Origin of the sequence: Polaromonas glacialis, from assembly GCF_000709345.1 — a bacterium.
In the GTDB taxonomy this organism is placed as follows: Bacteria; Pseudomonadota; Gammaproteobacteria; order Burkholderiales; family Burkholderiaceae_C; genus Polaromonas; species Polaromonas glacialis.
Genome location: NZ_KL448323.1, coordinates 70,768 through 90,095 on the forward strand (window position 1 = coordinate 70,768; position 19,328 = coordinate 90,095).

The window sequence follows — 19,328 nt, forward strand, 5'->3', positions numbered from 1 at the left end:
CAGACCATGACCAATTTCACCTTCATTCCCGATTTCCAGCTTCAGCGCGAAGCCTCGGGCCGCCTGAAGTACATCAGCCCGCATGGCGAGGTACACCAGGGCGTCGTGCCGGTGCGCGCCTTTCCGCTGGCTGCGCCGGAGGAGGGCATTTCCCTGGTCAGCCTGGAGGGCCATGAACTGGCATGGATCGAACAACTGTCAAGCCTGCCTGCCGCCGTGCAGCGGCTGCTGAAGGAAGAACTCGCGCTGCGCGACTTCGTGCCCGAGATCAAGCGGCTGGCGAGCGTGTCGTCCTTCGGCACGCCCAGCACCTGGACGGTGGAAACCGACCGGGGCAACACCGCCTTCGTGCTCAAGGGCGAGGAAGACATCCGCCGTTTGAAAGGCGGTGAGCTGCTGATCGCCGCCAGCGAAGGCGTGCAGTACCGCATTGCCGACATGACGGCGCTGGACAAGGCGTCGCGCCGGCTACTAGAGCGGTTTTTATGATCCAAAAACGGCTTTTGCGCAATAGACACGGGCGTAGGCAGCTATTGAATCAATAGCATTTTCAGGTCCGGTTGCGCAGCGCCAACCCGGTCATCTACGCTGCATGCCCCTGCCGGTGCCGGTGCATCGCGGCATCAGCCCTGCGAGCCGCGATGCGCCCAGCCGGTGGTGTGCTTTTCCACCAGGCTGAACAACTCGTACATCGCCATCGCCATCGCGCCGACGACCATCAGGCCGGCAAACGCCAGGCCCATCTGCATCGACGAGCCGGCCGAGATCAGCAGGTAGCCGATGCCTTCGTTGGCCGCCGTCATTTCCGACACCGTGGTGCCGACAAACGCCAGCGTGATCGCCACCTTGAGCGAGCCGTAGAAGTAGGGCATGGAGCGCGGCAGCCCGACCTTGACCAGCACGTCCCAGCGCCGGGCGCCCAGCACCCGCAGCACGTCTTCGAGTTCGGGCTCCAGCGTCGCCAGGCCGGTGGCGATGTTCACCATGATCGGGAAAAACGAGATCAGGAACGCCGTCAAAATCGCCGGGCCGGCGCCAATGCCGAACCAGACCACCAGGATCGGCACGAACGCCGCCTTGGGCAGCGCGTTGAACGCCGTCATCAGCGGGTACAGCGCGGCATACGCCAGGCGCGAACTGCCGACCAGAAAACCGAGCAGCACGCCGACCACGATGGCCAGGCCGAAGCCGGCCATCGTCACCCAGTAGGTACGCCAGGCGTGGCCGGCGATCAGGCCCTTGTATTCGACCAGTTGCGTCCAGATGCGCCACGGGCTGGGAAAGATGAATTCGGAAATGCTGAATGCCGAGCAGATGACCTGCCACAGCACGATCACGGCAGTCAGCAGCAGCCACGGTGACCAGCGCTCGACGGTTTTGTTGTGCATGAAAGCCTTGGCAAATAAGCAGGAAAGGGAAAGCGCCGAGGCTCAGGCGACAGCGGCCGGCTTGCGGAAGGCGCCGATGTGGCCGCGCAGCTCCAGCACGATGTCGGCAAATTCCTTGGTGTAGGTCAGCTCCAGCTCGCGCGGGCGCGGCAAGTCGATCTCGCGCTTGACGACGAAGCGGCCCGGGCTGCGGCTCATCACATACACCGTGTCGGCCAGGAACACCGACTCGCGCAGGTCGTGCGTGACCAAAATTACGTTGAAGCGCTGCTCGGTCCACAAATCGCGCAGGATGCACCATAGTTCCTCGCGCGTGAAGGCATCGAGCGCGCCGAAGGGCTCGTCGAGCAGCAGCATTTTCGGCTCGTGAATCAAGGCCCGGCAGATGCTGGCGCGCTGCTGCATGCCGCCCGACAGCTGCCACGGAAACTTGTCCTCGTAGCCGCTCAGGCCGACTTTTTGCAGCAGCTTGCGCGCGCTCTCCTCGTATTCCTTGCGCTTGTGCTTGAACTGGCTGCGGTAAGGCTCGACGATTTCCAGCGGCAGCAGCACGTTGTCCACCGTGGTCCGCCAGGGCAGCAGCGACGGCGCCTGAAACGCCATGCCCGACACCTTCAGCGGCCCGGTCACGGGCTGGCCGTCGATGCTGATCTTGCCCATCGACGGCATCTTCAGCCCGGTCGCCAGCTTCATGAAGGTCGACTTGCCGCAGCCCGACGGCCCGACGATGGCGATGAATTCGCCAGGCTTGACCTTCAGGTCGATGGCCTCGACGGCAAAGTTGTTCTGCTTGCGCAGCTCATCGTTGTAAGCCAGCCAGACATCCTGGAAATCGACAAACCAGGGTGTTTCGGTTTCGTGCATGGTTTTAGGTATCAAAAAGTGCTTTTGCGCTTTCCGTGCAAGCGCAACCAGCTATAAAAAACAGAGCAATCGATTATTTGGGCAGCACGTTCAATTCCGCCTTGGTGGGCAGGAACGCGCCGTTCCAGACCGCCTCGGGGTTGACGCGGGTCTTGGTGTTGAAGGCGTCGGACACCTGCGACGCCATCAGCGACAGGCGCGCGCCGTTGACCTGGCCGAAGCCTTCGGCACGGGCGTTGGGGCTGTTGATCACGGTGTCGATGGCCAGCTTGAGGCGGCGGGTTTCGAGCTCGGGGTTGACGATGCCATCGCGCGCCTTGACGTCGGCAATGGCGGCGGCGGGGTTGGCGATCACGTCCTTCGCGCCTTTGGCTAAGGCCGCGAGGAAGGCTTTGACCGCCGCCGGGTTCTCCTTGATCATTTTGGGCGAGGCGATGATGACGTTGCCGTACAGCTTCACGCCGTAGTCGGGGTAGGGCAGCACGACCACGTCGGCGGCCTTGACGCCGCGCGCCTCCAGGTTCAGCAGCGAGGTGAAGGTAAAGCCGGTGATGGCGTCAATGTCGCCGCGAATCAGCATGGTTTCGCGCAGCGCCGGGTCCATCGCCGTCCAGGTCACGTTGCTGATGGCGTTGGCATTGGCAAAGATCGGAAAGGCGCGGCGGCCGGCGTCGAACACCGGGGCGCCGAATTTCTTGCCGCTTAGGTCGGCGGGCGTCTTGATGCCGGATTTTTTCAGTGCCATGACCGAGGCCGGCGTGTCGTTGTAAACCATCATCACCGCGACCGGCTTGTTTGGCGCGTCCACGTTGTTGGCGTGGAATTCCATCAGTGCGGCCATGTCGGCAAAGCCCATGTCGTAGGCGCCCGACGCCACCCGCGTGACCGTGCCGCCCGAGCCGTTGCCGGCATCCACCGTCACGTCAAGCCTGGCGTCCTTGAAATAACCTTTCGCCGCCGGCGTCAGGAACAGCGCCGCAGGGCCTTCAAACCGCCAGTCGAGCTGGAACTTGATGGGCGTGTTCTGCGCGTGCGCGGCGGAGGTGGCGGCAAGCACGGCAGCGCTCAAGGACGTGACGAGGAAAGGGTGCAATGGCATGGATGACCTTGGGTGAGAGTGATGACGCAGGGCTTGCAAAGACTGTGCCAGTGGCGGGGTTTCATGGCGCTGGAGCCGTGTCAAGCTGCTGCAAAGGAGCTATTGAATATCAGTACCTGCACGTGACGTCTTGTTTATCGCAAATACGCTATTATTTTCCCATGAAATGGGAGATCAAATATCACGACGAGAAGTTGCAGTCAGACATTCTTGCGCTTCCAACCGGACTATTGGCGAGGTATTTTCATTGCACTGATCGCATGCTGGAATTTGGCCCTGATTTAGGAATGCCGCATACGCGCGCAATGGCTGCGGGTTTGTTCGAATTGCGTCTGAAATCGCGTGAGGGCATCGGAAGAGTTTTTTACTGCACCATGGCGGGACGAAAAATCGTCATGCTTCACCAGTTCGTGAAGAAGACGAACAAGACGCCTCCCAAGGAATTGAGTCTCGCGCGCCAGCGCATGAAGGAGTGGAAAAATGTTGACACATAAGCAGATGCGCGCCAAGGCATTGGCAAACACAGAGGTAAAGACAGAATTCGACCAGCTGGCCGATGAATTCTCGCTTTTGGATGAGTTTTTCAAGGCGCGCGCGGCGCAAGGGCTTACCCAGGCGCAAGTGGCCGAGAAGATTGGCACGACCCAGTCCGCCGTGGCACGCATGGAATCGGGTAGCGGCAAGCACTCACCGTCGCTGGCCACGCTTTCGAAATATGCGCAAGCTTTGGGCTGCACGCTGGAAGTCAGGCTGATTCGAAAATCGCTGACCCCGAAAAATTCAACGGCTCGTTCCAGCGGAGCCGCTTCTCGTGCTGATGGTGGGCTTTGACGTTCACATTCGGATAAAAAAAGCACCTTGCACCCGCTACCGTCATTCATGGCAGGCCAGCCAGCACTACAAAATAAATAGCAGCTTGCGCAGGGGGGTATTGCGCCAGAGCCTTAAAACATCCTCAAACCCGCAATCTTGGCGATCAGGTTCGGGCTGAAGCATAAATTCGGGTCCGCCCCCATCCCAACCTTCCCCCAGCGGGGGAAGGAGCAAGTCAGCCGTCAGCGCCCCGCGCCCGCGTTGGCCACCGCCAGCGCCGTCATGTTCAAAATCCGCCGCACCGTGGCCGACGGCGTCATGACATGCACCGTGGCGGCCGCGCCCAGCAGGATCGGCCCGATGGTGATGCCTTCGCCCCCGGTGACTTTCAGTACGTTGAACAAAATGTTGGCTGCGTCCAGGTTCGGGCAGATCAGGATGTTGGCCTCGCCGGTCAGCGTGGTGTCCATCAGCGAATTGCGGCGGATCGTCTCCGACAGGGCGGCATCGCCGTGCATCTCGCCGTCGCATTCCACGTCCGGCGCTATTCTTGCAAACAGTTCGCGGGCGCGCCGCATCTTCAGGGCGGAAGACCGCTTGGACGAGCCGTAATTCGAATGCGACAAAAACGCCACCTTGGGCGGCAGGCCGAAGCGGCGCACTTCCTCGGCGGCCATCAGCGCGATGCTGGCGAGCTGCTCGGCGCTCGGGTCTTCGTTGACGAAGGTGTCGGCGATGAACAGCGTGTGCTTGGGCAGCATCAGCGCATTGACGGTGGCAAAACCGGGCGCGCCTTCTTTCAGGCCAATGATGTCGCGGATGTGGTCCAGGTGGACGTCGAAGCGGCCGTGCAGGCCGCACAGCATGGCGTCGGCGTCGCCCAGGTGGACCATCAGCGCGCCAATGCTGGTGGTCGAGCGGCGCACGGCGGCCTTGGCGGCTTCGGGGCTGACGCCCTCGCGGCCGAGCAGCCGGTGGTAGGTTTCCCAGTACTGGCGAAAGCGCGAATCGTCCTCGGGATTGACGCATTCCACGTCCTTGCCCAGGCGCATGCGCAGGCCGGCCTTGAGGATGCGCGCCTCGATCACGGCCGGGCGGCCGATCAGGATGGGCGATGCCAGGTTGTCGTCCAGCGCCAGCTGCACGGCGCGCAGCACGCGCTCGTCCTCGCCCTCGGCATAGGCGACGCGTTTGGTGGTGGCGGCGCGGGCGGCGCCGAACACCGGCCGCATCAGCATGCCGGTGGAATAGACAAAACGGCTCAGGCTCTGGCGGTAGGCTTCCATGTCCTCGATCGGGCGGGTGGCCACGCCCGACGCCTCGGCGGCTTTCGCCACGGCCGGTGCGATGCGCAAGATCAGGCGCGAGTCGAACGGCGTCGGGATCAGGTAGTCGGGACCAAACGACAGCTCCTGGCCGGCATAGGCTCTGGCCACTTCCTCGCTGATGTCGGCCTTGGCCAGGTTGGCGATCTCGCGAACGCAGGCCAGCTTCATGGCTTCGGTGATCTTGGTCGCGCCGCAGTCGAGCGCGCCGCGAAAGATGTAGGGGAAGCACAGCACGTTGTTGACCTGGTTCGGATAGTCCGAGCGGCCGGTGGCGATGATGCAGTCGGGCCGGACGGCCTTGGCCAGTTCGGGCCGGATTTCAGGCTCCGGGTTGGCCAGCGCCAGAATGATGGGCTTGCTGGCCATGGTCATGACCATGTCCTGCGTCAGCACGCCGGGCGCCGAGCAGCCCAGGAACACGTCGGCGCCGTTGACTGCATCGGCCATCGTGCGCTCGCTGCCGGTCTGTGCAAAGCGTGCCTTCGATTCGTCAAAACCGCCGGGCCGGCCTTCGTAGATCACACCCTTGGAGTCGCAGACGTAAATGTTTTCGACGCGCACGCCCAGGCCGACCATCACGTCCAGGCAGGCCAGCGCCGCAGCGCCCGCGCCCGAGACCGCGACGCGAACGTCCTCGATGTTCTTGCCCACCAGTTCCAGCCCGTTGAGCAGCGCGGCCGACGAGATGATTGCGGTGCCGTGCTGGTCATCGTGAAACACCGGGATGTTCATGCGCTCGCGCAGTTTTTTCTCGATGTAGAAGCACTCGGGCGCCTTGATGTCTTCCAGGTTGATGCCGCCCAGCGTCGGCTCCATGGCGGCGATGATATCGACCAGCTTGTCGGGGTCGTTCTCGTCGAGTTCGATGTCGAACACGTCGATGCCTGCGAACTTCTTGAACAGGCAGCCCTTGCCTTCCATCACCGGCTTGGCGGCCAGCGGGCCGATGTTGCCCAGGCCCAGCACGGCGGTGCCGTTGGTGATCACGCCGACCAGGTTGCCGCGCGAGGTGAAATCGTGCGCCAGCGACGGGTCGGCCTGGATGTCCAGGCAGGGGTAGGCCACGCCGGGCGAGTAGGCCAGCGACAGGTCGCGCTGGTTGGACAGGGGTTTGGTGGCGTTGACAGAAATCTTGCCGCGCGTGGGCAGGCGGTGGTAGTCGCGCGCGGCTTCGCGCAGGGCCACTTCGGCCGGGGAAAGGGCTTTGTCCATGGTGTCTCCTGACTTTTTGTTGAACACATGCAGATAACGCTAAAGGGTACTGCAAATGCGCGGGCTTTCATGCTGGACGGAGGCCGCTTTTTGGCTTGCAGTTGCCCGAAGGCGGTGTTTTTTTGCGCCGCAAGCCAGGCGCCTGAAGCCCGCACCCGCGTGTCATCGGGCCGTCATGCGTCACGGCGACAATCTTTCTTCCGCCACTTTTTTGCTCCGTCCATGAATCTCAGTTCAACAAGCGCCCCGGGCCGCCGCCAGATGCTGGCGCTGCTCGCCGCCGCAGCCGCCAGCCTGGCAATGCCGGCCGCGCTGGCGCAAGGGCTGTCGACGCCTTCGGCGGTGTATCCGGATCGGGCCGTCCGGATCGTCGTGCCTTTTGCCCCCGGCGCGGGCACCGATGCGATGGCGCGGCTGGTGGCGCAAAAGCTCGGCGAAGTCATGAACGCCAGCTTTGTCGTGGACAACCGCGCCGGCGCCTCCGGGGCCATCGGCACGCAATACGTGGCGCAGGCCCCGCCCGACGGCTACACGCTGCTGCTGGCGGCGTCTCCTTTTACTACCGTGGCCGCGTCGGTTCCCGGCGCCCACTACGACCCGCTGCGCCAGTTCACGCCGGTCGGCATGATTGCCACCGGGCCGCTGGTCTGGGCGGCCAACAACGCGCTGCCGGCCAACAGCATGAAGGAGCTGGTCGCGCTGGCCCGGCGGCAGCCCGGTGTGCTCAATTACGGCTCGGCCGGCGCCGGCGGCGTGAACCACCTGGTGCTCGAACTGCTCAAGGCGCGCACCGGCACCTTCATCACGCACATTCCCTACCGTGGCGTGGCGCCGGCCACCATGGACATGATTGGCGGGCAGATCCAGCTGGTCACCGGCACCATTCCGGCCTTGCTGCCCTTCATCAAGAACGGCAGCGTCAAGCCGCTGGCGGTGACCAGCGCCAAACGCTCCAGCGCGCTGCCCGACGTTCCCAGCATGAGCGAGGCCGGGCTGGCAGGCTTTGACGTGGTGAACTACTTTGCGCTGATGGCGCCTGCCGGCACACCGCCCGCCATTGTCAACAGCCTGAACGCAGCCATCAACAAGGTCGTGGCCCTGCCCGAAGTGCTGGCCCGCTTCAAGGCCGACGCGGTCGAAGCCGCGCCCGGCTCGCCCGTACTGCTCGGCCATTTCATCGAAGCCGATTACCGCGCCTGGCGCAATGTGGTGAAGACGCAGAACCTGAAGATCGAGTAGCCCGCGCATCTGGGGGGTAAAGCTGCAACAGCGGCCTTCGACACTGACAAGCGTCGGGGTGGCACGCCCCGCCAGCAGGGGCCGCGGAGCCGGCTTCGCCGGGCCGCAGGCGCAGCGGCCCCCTCGGGGGCAGCGAACCACACGAAGTGGGGAGCGTGGGGGGTGACACTTCCCCACCCAGCAGGGGCCGCGGAACCGGCTTTGCCGGGCCGCAGGCGCAGCGCCCCCTCGGGGGGCAGCGAACCACACGCAGTGGGGAGCGTGGGGGCTTAATCTTGCCCTTCGGTCAGCGTATCCAGCTGGAACTTGCCGCTCTTGTGCCACAGCCAGGTGTCGGTGTAGACCACCTTGCCCAGCCGCACCGGCGCCGGGAAGGGCGAGGCCTGCCGGATGGTGCGCTCAATCTCGGCCATCACTTCGGGCGCATGGCGCGGCGCCCGCAGCCAGTCCAGCCGGGTGACGCGGCCGACCCGGTCGATTTCCACATTCATCACGCCCACAGCGTACAGCAGCGGCGGCAGCCGGCCCTTGTAGATGCGCTCGGCATTGAGACCGTACAGGTGGCTGGCGCCATCTTCCCGGTAGGCCCGGGGCGACGCCGCCGAGGAATTGCGTGCCGAGCCGCGAGCAGCGGGCACCGGCCCGACGACCCCGGTCGGCTGGGACGGCGCTGAACCAGGGAGGGTCGGAGGCGCCATCTTGCAGGCGCTGGCCACCAGCGCGGCGGCGCCTGTGAGCCACCGGAGGAGCCAGAATCGGCGGGGTTTGGATTCAGACATGGGCATAGTTTGGTAAGGTGATTCGGGCCGGACGCCAATATTGCCGTTTTTTTCCATCCGCATGGTTTTCATTTCGAGACGCTTCATTCATGATTCTCAGCCATTCCGTCCATTGTGCCGAACACTTTTTTGCAGCGTTGGCCCGCCAGCCGGCGGTGCTGGTGCGTGTCGTTTCGACCCAGGGCTCGGTGCCGCGCGAAGCCGGCGCCTGGATGGGCGTGTTTGCCGATGCGCTGGTCGGCACGATTGGCGGCGGCCACCTGGAGTTCGATGCAACGGCACGGGCGCGAGCCCTTCTGGCGGCATCAGGCGAGTCCTCTGGCCCGGAAAACGCCGTTCCTCTGCGCCTGCGGTTTGCCCTCGGGCCTTCGCTGGGCCAGTGCTGCGGCGGCGTGGTGCATCTGGCGTTTGAACGCGTCAGCGCCAGCGACCTGCCGGTGCTGGCGCAAACGCTGGAAGCCCCCTTGACACCGGTGGCGCTGTTCGGCGGCGGCCATGTCGGCCATGCGCTGGCGCGGGTGCTGGCGCCATTGCCGTTTTCACTCACCTGGATCGACAGCCGCGACGGCGTTTTTCCGCAGGACCTGCCGGCGCGCGTGGCCTGCGAGCATTCCGAGCCGGTGCAGTCGGCGGTGCCCGGCCTGGCGCCGCAGTCGCGCGTGCTGATCATGAGCTTCAGCCATGCCGAAGACCTGGAAATCGTCGCCAGTTGCCTGTTGCGCCAGCGCGGGAAAGCCGACCTGCCGTATGTCGGCCTGATTGGCAGCAAGACCAAATGGGCCACGTTCAGGAACCGCCTGGAGGCGCGCGGCTTTGGCGCCGAAGAACTGGCGCACGTCACCTGCCCGATCGGCGTGCCCGGCATCACCGGCAAGGAACCCGAAGTGATTGCCGTGGCGGTGGCGGCGCAGTTGCTGCAGATGCTTGGCTAGCCGCAGGGAAGCGCACGATCCTATAGATATGCTATGCAATCAATAGCTGGTTGCGTAAGCAGCACCTGCGAAAAAGCACTATTTGGTCGCAGAAAACCGACGATTTCCAGAACAAACTGGGTTTGCGGCATCAATGCGTCGCCGATTTTGAAAAGACGTTCAGCACCACGACCCCGGCAATGATCAGCCCCATGCCCAGCAGGCCGGGCAGGTCGAGGGTCTGGCGGTAAATAAAGAAGCTGGCCATGGTGATCAGCACGATGCCCAGCCCCGACCAGATGGCATAGGCAATGCCGGTGGGCACTGACCGCAAGGTGATGCTCAGAAAATAAAAGGCAATGGCATAACCCGCCACGGCCAGCGCCGAGGGCAGCAGGCGCGTGAAGCTGTCGCTGGCTTTCAGGGCGGTGGTGGCGATGACTTCGGCAACGATGGCAATGCCCAGGGCAAGGTAAGCATTCATGGGCCGCGCTTTCGGTGGTTCCGTCGTGGCTGGTGATTTTAAGAAGGCCGGTATGGCGCGGCACAATCCGGGCAGGAGGCACTAATTTTCATGACGATACCGATACCCCTATCCTTCAATGACATTGCCGATGTCAGCGCGCAGCCGCGCCAGTTTCTCGACCACCTGTTCCAGGCCGCCGTCACGCGCGCCTTGCCACTGGCCAACACCGCGCGGTTTTTGCCTGAACCGCCCACGCCAGGCAGCGGCGGCCGAACCCTTGTGATCGGCGCGGGCAAGGCCGGCGGCGCGATGGCGCAGGCGGTCGAGGCGCACTGGCCGGCGGATGCGCCGCTCGAAGGCCTGGTGGTGACGCGCTACCACCATGTGCCGTCGCGTCCCGAAGGCCTGGCGCAGCGCATCGAAGTCGTCGAGGCGTCGCATCCGGTGCCCGACGAAGCCGGTCAGGCGGCGGCAGCACGCATCCTGGCGATGGTCCAGGGCTTGACCGCCAACGATTTGGTGTTGTGCCTGATCTCGGGCGGCGGCTCGTCGCTGCTGGCCTTGCCGGCCGAGGGGCTGAGCCTGGAAGAAAAGCAGGCGGTCAACCAGGCGCTGCTGGCCAGCGGCGCCAACATTTCCGAGATGAACTGCGTGCGCAAGCACCTGTCGCGCATCAAGGGCGGCCGCCTGGCTGCGGCCTGCGCGCCGGCGCGCGTCGTCACGCTGACCATCAGCGACGTGCCGGGCGACGACCCGTCGATCATCGCCAGCGGCCCGACCGTGCCCGACGCCAGCACTTGCGCCGAGGCGGTGGCGATTTTGCAGCGCTACGGCATCGACGTGCCGGGCGACATCATGAGCCTGCTCGAACAAGGCGCGCTGGAAACGCCCAAGCCCGGCGATGCGCTGTTCGACGGCCATGAAGTGCATCTGATCGCCACGCCCCGGCAAAGCCTGCAGGCCGCCGCCGACGCCGCGCGCGCCGCCGGACTGGCCGCCTACATCCTGAGCGACGAAATGGAAGGCGAGTCGCGCGAGGTCGGCAAGGTGCATGCCGCACTGGCGCGTGCCGTGGCGCAGACCGGCGAGCCGTTCCAGAAACCCTGCGTGATCCTGAGCGGCGGCGAAACGACAGTGACGATTCGCAAGCAGCCGCCCGGCACGCCCCGGGGGCGTGGCGGGCGCGCCGGCGAGTTCTGCATGGGACTGGCGCTGGCGCTGCAGGGCCAGCCGGGCGTGTATGCGCTGGCGGCCGACACCGATGGCATCGACGGCATCGAGGACAACGCCGGCGCCTGCGTGACGCCCGACACGCTCAAACGGGCGCTGGCCGCCGGCATGAAACTGGACCATTACCTCGACCGCAACGACGCCTACGGCTACTTTGAAAAGCTCGATGACCTGGTCATCAGCGGGCCGACCTACACCAACGTGAATGATTTCAGGGCGATCCTGGTGCTTTAGCTTGTGAGGGTTTTTGCTACTGAATTAATAGCTGCTTGCGCATACCAGCTGTGCGAAAAATGCCTATTTGATGCTTGAAATACCGGTTTTTGGTGAAGACTTCGGACATGCTGCGAATTTTGAAATTGCCGCAGCTCGAAGCCCGGCAATTGCCTGGCGGCCACGGCCTTTTCGCACCGCTTCAGGGACGCCGCCGTCAATCCAGGCTTTTAAAGGCCAGCACGGCAAAATGGCTTTTTGACGAAGCCATGGTGAAGTCCTGCCGGGCACGCCTACCATTTTGGCTACCACCTATAGGAGCCCTGCGATGAAACCATGGTTTGCCGCTGCCTTGATCAGCGCTTCGCTGGCCGGATGCGCCACGGCGCCGCCCGGCCCGAATGCCAATGTCAATCCCGAATACCCGGTCGTGACGCAGGACGCCAATGGCGTTCCCATTGAACCGGCGCCGCGCCGCGCACCGCGCGTTGGCCTGGGCATCGGCCTGGGAAGCTGGGGCGGCCGGGGGTTTGGCGGCGTGGGCATTGGCCTGGGCTTTTAACCCGCCGTTGCAGGATTCCGGGCTTTCGTTTCGCTGCCACGCATAAAAAAAGGGACGGCCTGGCCGTCCCTTGGGTCAAGCATGGCTAGATGCTTATTCGATGGTCGCACCCGAGGCCTGCACAATGCCTTTCCACTTCTGGTAATCGGTCTTGAGCAGGGTGGAAAACTGCTCGGATGTCATGTTTTGCGTCTCCGCGCCCTGGGCATTGATGGCGGCCTTGATGTCGGGCATGGCTAGCAGTTTGTTGACTTCTGCGCTGACGGTTGCGACGATCTCCTTCGGCGTGCCGGCAGGCATGAACAGGCCGTACCAGGTGCTCACGTCAAAGTCCTTGTAGCCCAGTTCGGCCACCGTGGGTACGTCGGTCAGCGACGTGCTGCGCCGCGCCGAGGTCACCGCCAGGGCGCGCAGCTTGCCGGCCTTGATCTGGCCCATGGCCGACGGCAGCGACGACACCATCAGGTCCACATTGCCGGCCAGCACGTCCATCATGGCGGGGTTGGACCCCTTGTAGGGAATGTGGCGCAGCTTGATGCCGGCCGCCGTGTTGAAGATTTCGCCGGCCAGGTGAATCGTCGTGCCGTTGCCGGGCGAGCCGTAGGTGATCTGGTCGGGCGCGGCCTTGGCGGCGGCCACCACGTCGGCCAGCGTCTTGAAGCGCGAGTTGACGGCGGTGACGATGACGACCGGCGTGAAGGCCACATGGGCGACGGCCACCAGGTCCCTGGTCGGGTCATAGCTCAGGTTCTTGTACAGCCAGGGCGCGACCACCATGTTGTCTTTCTGGCCCATCACCATCTCGTAGCCGGTGGGCGCTGCCCGCGCGGCTTCGGCAATGCCGATGGTGCCGCCGGCGCCGCCCCGGTTGTCGGGAATCACGGTCCATTTGCTCACTTCGGTCAGCTTGTTGGCGACCAGCCGCGACAGGATGTCGGTGCCGCCGCCCGGCGGGAAGGGAATGATCATGCGGATCGGCTTGGCCGGATAGGTCTGTGCCTGCGCCGCCGTCAGGGCGCATGCCATCAGCAGGAAGGAAAAAAGTTTACGCAACATTGGATTGTCTTGGTGAAGGGCTTGCGGGATGGACCGGCAGGGCTTGAGCGATGCGCTGCAAGCCGAGTGCTCCGGGCATGTCGTGGTTGCCAATTCTAGGGTGAACCTTATTTGGCAGACCGTGGGATTTCCCTTGGCCGGAAGATGCCAGGCTTCTTCTTTGGCGATGGCCGTCAAGCCTGCCGGGGTTGGTCGGCACGGCATCGGTCCGGGCTTTTAACCCGGTGCGCTCATCGCTGGCGCCTGGCCTGGCTTGTCCTGGCGCATCCGGTAGCCGTACCACAGGCTGTGCGCAATGCGCTCGGCCAGGTCATTGGCTTTTGCGGCCAGCGCCGCATTCGGCAATGCGCCCGTGGTCTGCCTGAACAATCGAAGCCAGCGCTGGAACAGCTCGATGCTCAGTCCTGGCAGCGCCGCATGCTTGGGCATCGGCAAACCCCGGAAGCGGGCGGTGCCGCGTAGCGCCGATGACCAGAAGTCCACCATCGTCGGCAGGTGCGCATCCCAGTTTTTCACATGCCGGTCGAAGATCGGCCCGAGCACGTCGTCGCGGCGCACCGCATCGTAAAAGTCATGCACCAGCTGGACAATTTCCTCTTCGCTGCATAGATCGGCGGCTGGCATGCTGGATTCCTTTTCGGGGCAAGGCGGGGCTGCAAACATTGCAGTCTTTGCGCACCATAAGATGTATTTTAAATAAATCTTATGGTGGTGCCCGGACCGATCAAGCGCCGCTGTACGGCGGCGCCGGGCGCAAGTGCGTTTAGAAACGGTGGCGCACACCAAGTCCGACGCTGTTGCCGGTGGACTTGTTGGTGATGCGGTCGTTCATCAGCAAGGCATAGACATCGGTGCGCCTGGACAGGTTGTAGTCGTAGCCCAGCGTGGCGGTGGTGCGTTTCACGCCGGTCTGAGACAGCTTGGTGCTGACCATGTCCACCAGCACCTTGCCGGTGGGGCCGGCCGGGATGGAGGCGCCGAGCTGCATCGTCCCGGCTTCGTTGGTCGAGTTGTCGGCCTTGGACCGGCCATAGCTCACAAAAGGCTTGATAGCGCCGAAGTCGTAGGCGCCCAGCAGCATCCAGTCCTTCCTGGTGCTGCCGATCAGGGGGCTGGCACCGGGGGCCAGCGGGTAGTTCTTGACCTGGTCACGCTCGTAAAAGCCGGTCAGCGTCAGCGGGCCGCCAAGGTAAAAGAAGTTGGCGCCGATGTTCTTCTTGCCGTTGTCGCCCGGCACTTCGCCGAACTGGTACTGCAGGTTGGCCTGGAAGCCGCCGAACTTCGGCGTCGTGTAGGCAATCTGGTTGCTCCAGCCAGTGTCGGCTGGCGTGGTGGAAGCCCAGCCAGTGCCGTTGAAAAGCGGCACGTTCATGTGCAGGATCAGCGGCGAAAAGGCGAAGGAGTCGCCCAGCGGATTGCCCACGACCGATGGCAAAAAGTTGGGCGCCATCCAGCGGCCCACCAGCACCGAGCCGAAGTCGCCCGACAGGCTGACATTGGCATCGCGCGAGAATAGCGGGTCGTTGGCAAAGCGGCCCTGCGCGCCGGTATCTCCCCTGAAGAAGCTGGTCAGCGCAAAGTTGGCCTTCAAGCCGCCGCCCAGGTCTTCGGAACCCTTGAAGCCGAACCAGGAAGTGGTCAGGCCGCCGCTGTTGACGGCTGACTGGCGGCTGGCATCGCCGGCCATCTTCATGGAACCGGCATAGGCGTCCTCGATGCCGGTGAACTGGACGGCGGTTTGCGCGTGGGCTCCGGCGGCGCACAGCAGTGCGGCGCCCAGGGCCATGATTTTTTTATGCATCGAAACTCCAGCAAGTGATGAAAGCGCCGAGGACTCGGCATTCGCATGGATACGACTTCGCCAGTCATGCGGGAAATTCGTATCCATGTGTTTCGGCTTGCAAGGACTGTGCCCAGGGTTTTCCCTATTTTGAGGGGTGCGGTGCGGCTGAATCGACGTCACACCGACCACCCGCCACAGCGCTCAAGGCGCCTGGCGGGTATTGCTATTTAATTGATAGCTGTTTGCGCTTACAGAACGTGCGCAAAAGGCAGATTCGATGCAGAAAATCCGTTGGCTGCCTAAAACCAGTGCGCCCCAGCCCGGCTCAGGCGTCCAGCCGCCCCAGCGCCCGAAGCACGTTTTCCGCCGTCGCCGGCGCGTCAAGCTGCACCCGCGCGCCCGGCCGCGCCCGGGCCACCGCATCGCGCAAGGCCTCGAACACGCTGATCGCCAGCATCAGCGGCGGCTCGCCGACGGCCTTGCTGCCGAACACGTTGTCCTCGCGGTTCGGCTCGGGCCACAAATCGACCTTGAAATGTTCGGGCACATCGCCGGTGGTTGGAATCTTGTAGGTGCTGGGGGCGTGGGTGCTGAGCTGGCCTTTGTCGTTCCAAACCAGCTGCTCGGTGGTCAGCCAGCCCATGCCTTGCACGAAGCCGCCTTCGATCTGGCCGATGTCGATGGCCGGGTTGATGGAGTTGCCCACGTCGTGCAGGATGTCCACCTTCAGCACGCGGCTTTCGCCGGTCAGCGTGTCGATGGCGACTTCGGTGCAGGCCGCGCCATAGGCAAAGTAATAAAACGGCCGGCCGGTCAGCGTGGCCTTGTCGTAGTGGATCTTGGGCGTGCGGTAAAAGCCGTCGCTCCAGAGCTGGATGCGGTTGGCATAGGCCAGCTTGACGACCTCGGTGAAGGGCCGGCTGCCCATGGGCGTGATGACCTGGCCGCTTCTGAACGACACCGCACCCGCGCCGCAACCGTCCATGCCGGCGACGAACTGCGCCAGGTTGTCCCGCACATTGCGGGCGGCGTATTGCGCGGCCCGGGCATTTAAATCCGTTCCGGCCGATGCAGCCGTGGCCGAGGCGTTGGGAATCTTGCTGGTGTCGCTGGCCGTGGCCAGCACGCTTTCAAACGCGATGCCGAGTTCGTCGGCGACGATCTGGCACACCTTGGTGTTCAGGCCCTGGCCCATTTCGGTGCCGCCGTGGTTCACCTGGCACGAGCCGTCGGTGTACACATGCACCAGCGCGCCGGCCTGGTTGAACAGCGTGGCGGTGAAGGAAATGCCGAATTTCACCGGCGTCAGGGCAATGCCACGCTGGATCACCGGGCTGGCGGCGTTCCATGCCGAAATCGACTGTTTGCGCAGGCGGTAGCTCGAAGTCTGCTCCAGTTTTAATAGCAATGGTTCGAGGATGTTGTCCTCGACCTTCATCTGGTAGTGCGTTACGTCGCGCTCGCCCGTGCCGTACAGGTTGCGCCGGCGCACGTCCAGCGGGTCCAGGCCGAGCTGGCGCGCAATGTCGCCCATGATGGTTTCGATCACGATCATGCCCTGCGGCCCGCCAAAGCCGCGAAACGCGGTGTGGCTCTGCGTGTGGGTCTTGCAGCGGTAGGAGGCGATGTCTACATCTTCCAGAAAGTAGGCGTTGTCGGCATGGAACACCGCGCGGTCGGCCACCGGGCCGGACAGGTCGGCGCTGAAGCCGCAGTTCACGGCCATCGTCAGCTTCAGGCCGGTGATGCGGCCGCTGTCGTCAAAGCCTACCGTGTAGTCGTAGGCGAACGGATGGCGCTTGCCGGTGACCAGGAAGTCGTCGTCGCGGTCCATGCGCAGCTTGACGGGTTTCTTCAGCTTGCGCGCGGCAATCGCCGCCCAGACCGCCATGTGCCCGGACTGCGTTTCCTTGCCGCCAAAGCCGCCGCCCATGCGCCGGCATTCGACGCGCACCGCATGGTTGTCAATGCTAAGGGCATGCGACACCCAGTGCTGGATCTCGCCGGGGTGCTGCGTGCTCGAATACACCAGCCACTGGTTCTGCTCCTGCGGCAGCACATAGGCGATCTGGCCTTCGAGGTAGAAATGCTCCTGGCCGCCGACTTCCAGCGTGCCGTGCAGCGTGTGCGCGGCCGTCTTGAGCGCGGCCTGCACATCGCCGCGCCTGACGAACACCGGCGGCAGCACATAGCTTTGCGCCTTCAACGCGTCATGCACATTCAGGATGGCGGGCAGGGCGTCGATCTGGCACTTGACCTGCCGCGCCGCGCGCCGCGCCTGCATCACCGTGTCGGCCACGACCACGCCGATCACCTGGCCGATGTGCTGCACGCTGTCCTGCGCAAAGACCGGCTCGTCGTGGGCGAAGTTGCCCAGCACCGGATCGCCGGGAATGTCGCGCGCCAGGATCACATCGCGCACGCCCGGCATCGCCAGCGCGGCCGAGGCATCGACGCTAAGGAGCCGGCCATGGGCGACGGTGGACAAAATCGGCGCGGCATGCAGCGTGCCCTTGATCTCGGGAATGTCATCGACATAGGTGGCCGCACCTTGAACCTGGGCTCTAGCGCTTTCGTGAAAGCGCGAGGTGCCTGCCGCCTGCGGCACCGGCGGCGGGCTGATGGGGGCCGGCTGCGTGTCGGCCATCAGGTCGGCGTGCGCGTTGGCGTCGATCACGTCCGGGTCGGCGACTTCATCGCGGCTGGGGGAAATGTCCTTGTCCATGGTCATGCCCTTTCTTCCAGAACGAACGATTCGAGGTTGATCTGCTGCACGCCCTGGCTTTCCAGCCAATAGCGCTCCAGCAGGTTGCCCAGCACTTCGCTGCGGTAGGCGCCGGAGGCACGCATGTCCGAAATCGGCGAGAACTCGGCGCGCAGCACGGCGATGGCTTGCTGCACGGTTTGAAGGGTCCAGGGCTGGCCGGTCAGCGCCGCTTCGGTCTGGACGGCCCTGGCCGGCGTGGCCGCCACGCCGCCTGCGCCGATGGACGCACAGGCCACGACGCCTTGCCAGATCTGCAGCTTGACGGCCAGGCAGACGGCGGAAATGTCGTCGTCGTAGCGTTTGGAGATTTTGTAAACCTTCATCGTCTCCTCGGGCGAGGCCTTGGGCACCCGGACAAAGGCCAGCACTTCATCGGCCGCCATCACGTTCTGTCGGTAGCCGGTGTACAAATTTTCCAGCGGCATCTCGCGCTGGCCGCGCCCGCTCATCAGCACCACCTGGGCGCCCAGCGCGATCAGCAGCGGCATCGAGTCGCCAATCGGCGAGCCGTTGGCGATGTTGCCGCCCAGCGTGCCCGAATTGCGCACCGGCAGGCCGGCAAAGCGGCTGGCGAAGGAGTGCAGCTGCGGCCGGTCGCTGACCAGCGCGGCAAACGCATCGGCCAGCGTCACCGCCGCGCCAATCGTCAGGTGGCCCGGCTGGTCTTCAATCTGGCGTAATTCCTGCACCTGGGTGAGGTCGATGACCTCATCAAGCTGGCGGTGCTGCTTGGTCACCCACAGGCCCACGTCGGTGCAGCCGGCCACCAGCTGCGCCGCCGGATGCGCGGCCCGAAGCCTGAGCAGCTCGGCCAGCGTGTACGGCAATTTGTAAGCCGAATCAAGCTCCTGTGCATAGCCCGCCTGCGCAAGCAGCTCCAGTTTTGATAGCAGCGTGTTTTCGTCAAGCGCCACCGGCGGCAGGCTGGCCATGAGTTGCGCGGCGTCCAAGATGGGCCGATAGCCGGTGCAGCGGCACAGGTTGCCCGAGAGTTCCTCTTGCGCCATCGCCCGCGTGATGGGCTCGCCCCGGCTGACATGGTTGTTGTACATGCCGAACAGGCTCATGACAAAACCCGGCGTGCAAAAGCCGCACTGGCTGGCGTGGCAGTCCACCATGGCCTGCTGCGCTGGATGAAGTGTTGGCTCAGCCCTGACTTCCTCGCCAGCCGGGGCCACGGAACCGGCTTCGCCGGGCCGCTTGCGCAGCGCCCCCTCGGGGGGCAGCGCAGTTCGCGAAGCGACAAGCGTGGGGGCAATATCCTCGACCGTCCACAGCGCCATGCCGTCAATCGAATGTGCCAGCCGGATGCAGCTGTTGATGGCGCGCAGGCACAGCACGCCGTCCTCGATCTGGCCGAGCACGACGGTGCAGGCGCCGCAGTCGCCTTCGCCGCAGCCCTCTTTGGTGCCGGTGCAGCCGAGGTCTTCGCGCAGAAGCTCCAAAACGGTGCGTCCGGGTGGTACATTGCCGAGATTGACCACTTCGCCCTTGCGGATGAAGCGGATGTTTTTGACGGCGGGCTGAACAGCGAGGGGGTGGAGGGTCATGGAAATCAGGTTAAAACAATCGGGCCTTGCACTGCCTGCGGCGCTTCATATTACCCGCCAGGGCAGAC

19 protein-coding genes are annotated in these 19,328 nt (G+C 64.2%); 8 read left to right on the forward strand and 11 right to left on the reverse strand.

Annotated elements, in window-relative coordinates; genetic code table 11:
- Nucleotides 1-6: 6 nt before the first annotated feature.
- Complete coding sequence (locus tag EC86_RS0100665) at nucleotides 7-489, forward strand: cyanophycin metabolism-associated DUF1854 family protein (RefSeq protein WP_029523797.1); 483 nt, start codon at nucleotides 7-9, stop codon at nucleotides 487-489.
- Between the two features lie 134 nt (nucleotides 490-623).
- Here the strand turns inward: EC86_RS0100665 and EC86_RS0100670 are convergent, their stop codons facing one another.
- From EC86_RS0100670 to EC86_RS0100680, 3 genes are all read right to left on the reverse strand, one after another.
- Nucleotides 624-1,388, reverse strand: coding sequence for an ABC transporter permease (locus EC86_RS0100670; RefSeq protein ID WP_029523798.1), 765 nt, complete (start codon nucleotides 1,386-1,388; stop codon nucleotides 624-626).
- 42 nt (nucleotides 1,389-1,430) lie between these two features.
- The gene (locus EC86_RS0100675) at nucleotides 1,431-2,252 is read right to left on the reverse strand and encodes an ABC transporter ATP-binding protein (RefSeq protein WP_029523799.1); all 822 of its coding nucleotides are present in this window, start codon (nucleotides 2,250-2,252) and stop codon (nucleotides 1,431-1,433) included.
- Nucleotides 2,253-2,325: 73 nt separating this feature from the next.
- Entirely contained in the window at nucleotides 2,326-3,351 is a 1,026-nt protein-coding gene (locus EC86_RS0100680) for an ABC transporter substrate-binding protein (RefSeq protein WP_029523800.1), read from the reverse strand.
- On the opposite strand from EC86_RS0100680, the gene EC86_RS0100685 reads away from it, so the two are divergent.
- Both EC86_RS0100685 and EC86_RS0100690 read left to right on the forward strand, forming a co-directional pair.
- Nucleotides 3,345-3,845 (forward strand): type II toxin-antitoxin system RelE/ParE family toxin, encoded by a 501-nt coding sequence (locus tag EC86_RS0100685; RefSeq protein WP_332258564.1) that lies wholly within the window; start codon nucleotides 3,345-3,347, stop codon nucleotides 3,843-3,845. The genes EC86_RS0100680 and EC86_RS0100685 overlap by 7 nt on opposite strands.
- Complete coding sequence (locus tag EC86_RS0100690; RefSeq protein ID WP_029523802.1) at nucleotides 3,832-4,182, forward strand: helix-turn-helix transcriptional regulator; 351 nt, start codon at nucleotides 3,832-3,834, stop codon at nucleotides 4,180-4,182. The genes EC86_RS0100685 and EC86_RS0100690 overlap by 14 nt, the downstream gene beginning before the upstream one ends.
- A 224-nt stretch (nucleotides 4,183-4,406) precedes the next feature.
- Here the strand turns inward: EC86_RS0100690 and EC86_RS0100695 are convergent, their stop codons facing one another.
- Nucleotides 4,407-6,704, reverse strand: a complete 2,298-nt coding sequence (locus EC86_RS0100695; RefSeq protein WP_029523803.1) for an NADP-dependent malic enzyme — start codon at nucleotides 6,702-6,704, stop codon at nucleotides 4,407-4,409.
- 222 nt (nucleotides 6,705-6,926) lie between these two features.
- Between EC86_RS0100695 and EC86_RS0100700 the strand changes: the two genes are divergently transcribed.
- A complete protein-coding gene (locus EC86_RS0100700; protein WP_029523804.1) occupies nucleotides 6,927-7,943 on the forward strand; it encodes a tripartite tricarboxylate transporter substrate binding protein in 1,017 nt (338 codons plus the stop codon).
- A 269-nt stretch (nucleotides 7,944-8,212) separates the two neighbouring features.
- Here the strand turns inward: EC86_RS0100700 and EC86_RS0100705 are convergent, their stop codons facing one another.
- A complete protein-coding gene (locus tag EC86_RS0100705) occupies nucleotides 8,213-8,722 on the reverse strand; it encodes a hypothetical protein (protein ID WP_029523805.1) in 510 nt (169 codons plus the stop codon).
- Between the two features lie 89 nt (nucleotides 8,723-8,811).
- On the opposite strand from EC86_RS0100705, the gene xdhC reads away from it, so the two are divergent.
- A complete protein-coding gene (gene xdhC / locus EC86_RS0100710) occupies nucleotides 8,812-9,654 on the forward strand; it encodes a xanthine dehydrogenase accessory protein XdhC (protein WP_029523806.1) in 843 nt (280 codons plus the stop codon).
- A 130-nt stretch (nucleotides 9,655-9,784) separates the two neighbouring features.
- Here the strand turns inward: xdhC and EC86_RS0100715 are convergent, their stop codons facing one another.
- The gene (locus tag EC86_RS0100715) at nucleotides 9,785-10,117 is read right to left on the reverse strand and encodes an SMR family transporter (RefSeq protein ID WP_029523807.1); all 333 of its coding nucleotides are present in this window, start codon (nucleotides 10,115-10,117) and stop codon (nucleotides 9,785-9,787) included.
- A gap of 90 nt (nucleotides 10,118-10,207) precedes the next feature.
- Between EC86_RS0100715 and EC86_RS0100720 the strand changes: the two genes are divergently transcribed.
- The 3 genes from EC86_RS0100720 (at nucleotide 10,208) to EC86_RS0100725 (ending at nucleotide 12,104) form a co-directional block, all read left to right on the forward strand.
- Nucleotides 10,208-11,563, forward strand: a complete 1,356-nt coding sequence (locus EC86_RS0100720) for a glycerate kinase type-2 family protein (protein ID WP_029523808.1) — start codon at nucleotides 10,208-10,210, stop codon at nucleotides 11,561-11,563.
- 70 nt (nucleotides 11,564-11,633) lie between these two features.
- The gene (locus tag EC86_RS28430; RefSeq protein WP_156955155.1) at nucleotides 11,634-11,804 is read left to right on the forward strand and encodes a hypothetical protein; all 171 of its coding nucleotides are present in this window, start codon (nucleotides 11,634-11,636) and stop codon (nucleotides 11,802-11,804) included.
- Nucleotides 11,805-11,870: 66 nt separating this feature from the next.
- Nucleotides 11,871-12,104 (forward strand): hypothetical protein, encoded by a 234-nt coding sequence (locus EC86_RS0100725; protein ID WP_029523809.1) that lies wholly within the window; start codon nucleotides 11,871-11,873, stop codon nucleotides 12,102-12,104.
- A gap of 93 nt (nucleotides 12,105-12,197) precedes the next feature.
- Here the strand turns inward: EC86_RS0100725 and EC86_RS0100730 are convergent, their stop codons facing one another.
- The 5 genes from EC86_RS0100730 to xdhA all read right to left on the reverse strand — a co-directional run bounded on the left by EC86_RS0100730 (nucleotide 12,198) and on the right by xdhA (nucleotide 19,260).
- On the reverse strand, nucleotides 12,198-13,160 hold the full coding sequence (locus EC86_RS0100730; RefSeq protein ID WP_029523810.1) for a Bug family tripartite tricarboxylate transporter substrate binding protein: 963 nt from the start codon (nucleotides 13,158-13,160) through the stop codon (nucleotides 12,198-12,200).
- A 216-nt stretch (nucleotides 13,161-13,376) separates the two neighbouring features.
- Nucleotides 13,377-13,784 carry a group III truncated hemoglobin gene (locus tag EC86_RS0100740; protein WP_029523812.1) on the reverse strand — a complete coding sequence of 136 codons (408 nt, stop codon included), beginning with the start codon at nucleotides 13,782-13,784 and terminating at the stop codon, nucleotides 13,377-13,379.
- Between the two features lie 139 nt (nucleotides 13,785-13,923).
- On the reverse strand, nucleotides 13,924-14,961 hold the full coding sequence (locus EC86_RS0100745) for a porin (protein WP_029523813.1): 1,038 nt from the start codon (nucleotides 14,959-14,961) through the stop codon (nucleotides 13,924-13,926).
- 307 nt (nucleotides 14,962-15,268) lie between these two features.
- Nucleotides 15,269-17,674: a xanthine dehydrogenase molybdopterin binding subunit gene (gene xdhB / locus EC86_RS0100750; protein ID WP_029523814.1), complete on the reverse strand. Its 2,406-nt coding sequence runs from the start codon at nucleotides 17,672-17,674 to the stop codon at nucleotides 15,269-15,271.
- A complete protein-coding gene (gene xdhA / locus EC86_RS0100755) occupies nucleotides 17,671-19,260 on the reverse strand; it encodes a xanthine dehydrogenase small subunit (protein ID WP_029523815.1) in 1,590 nt (529 codons plus the stop codon). Before xdhA ends, xdhB begins: the two co-directional genes overlap by 4 nt.
- Nucleotides 19,261-19,328 lie beyond the last annotated feature (68 nt).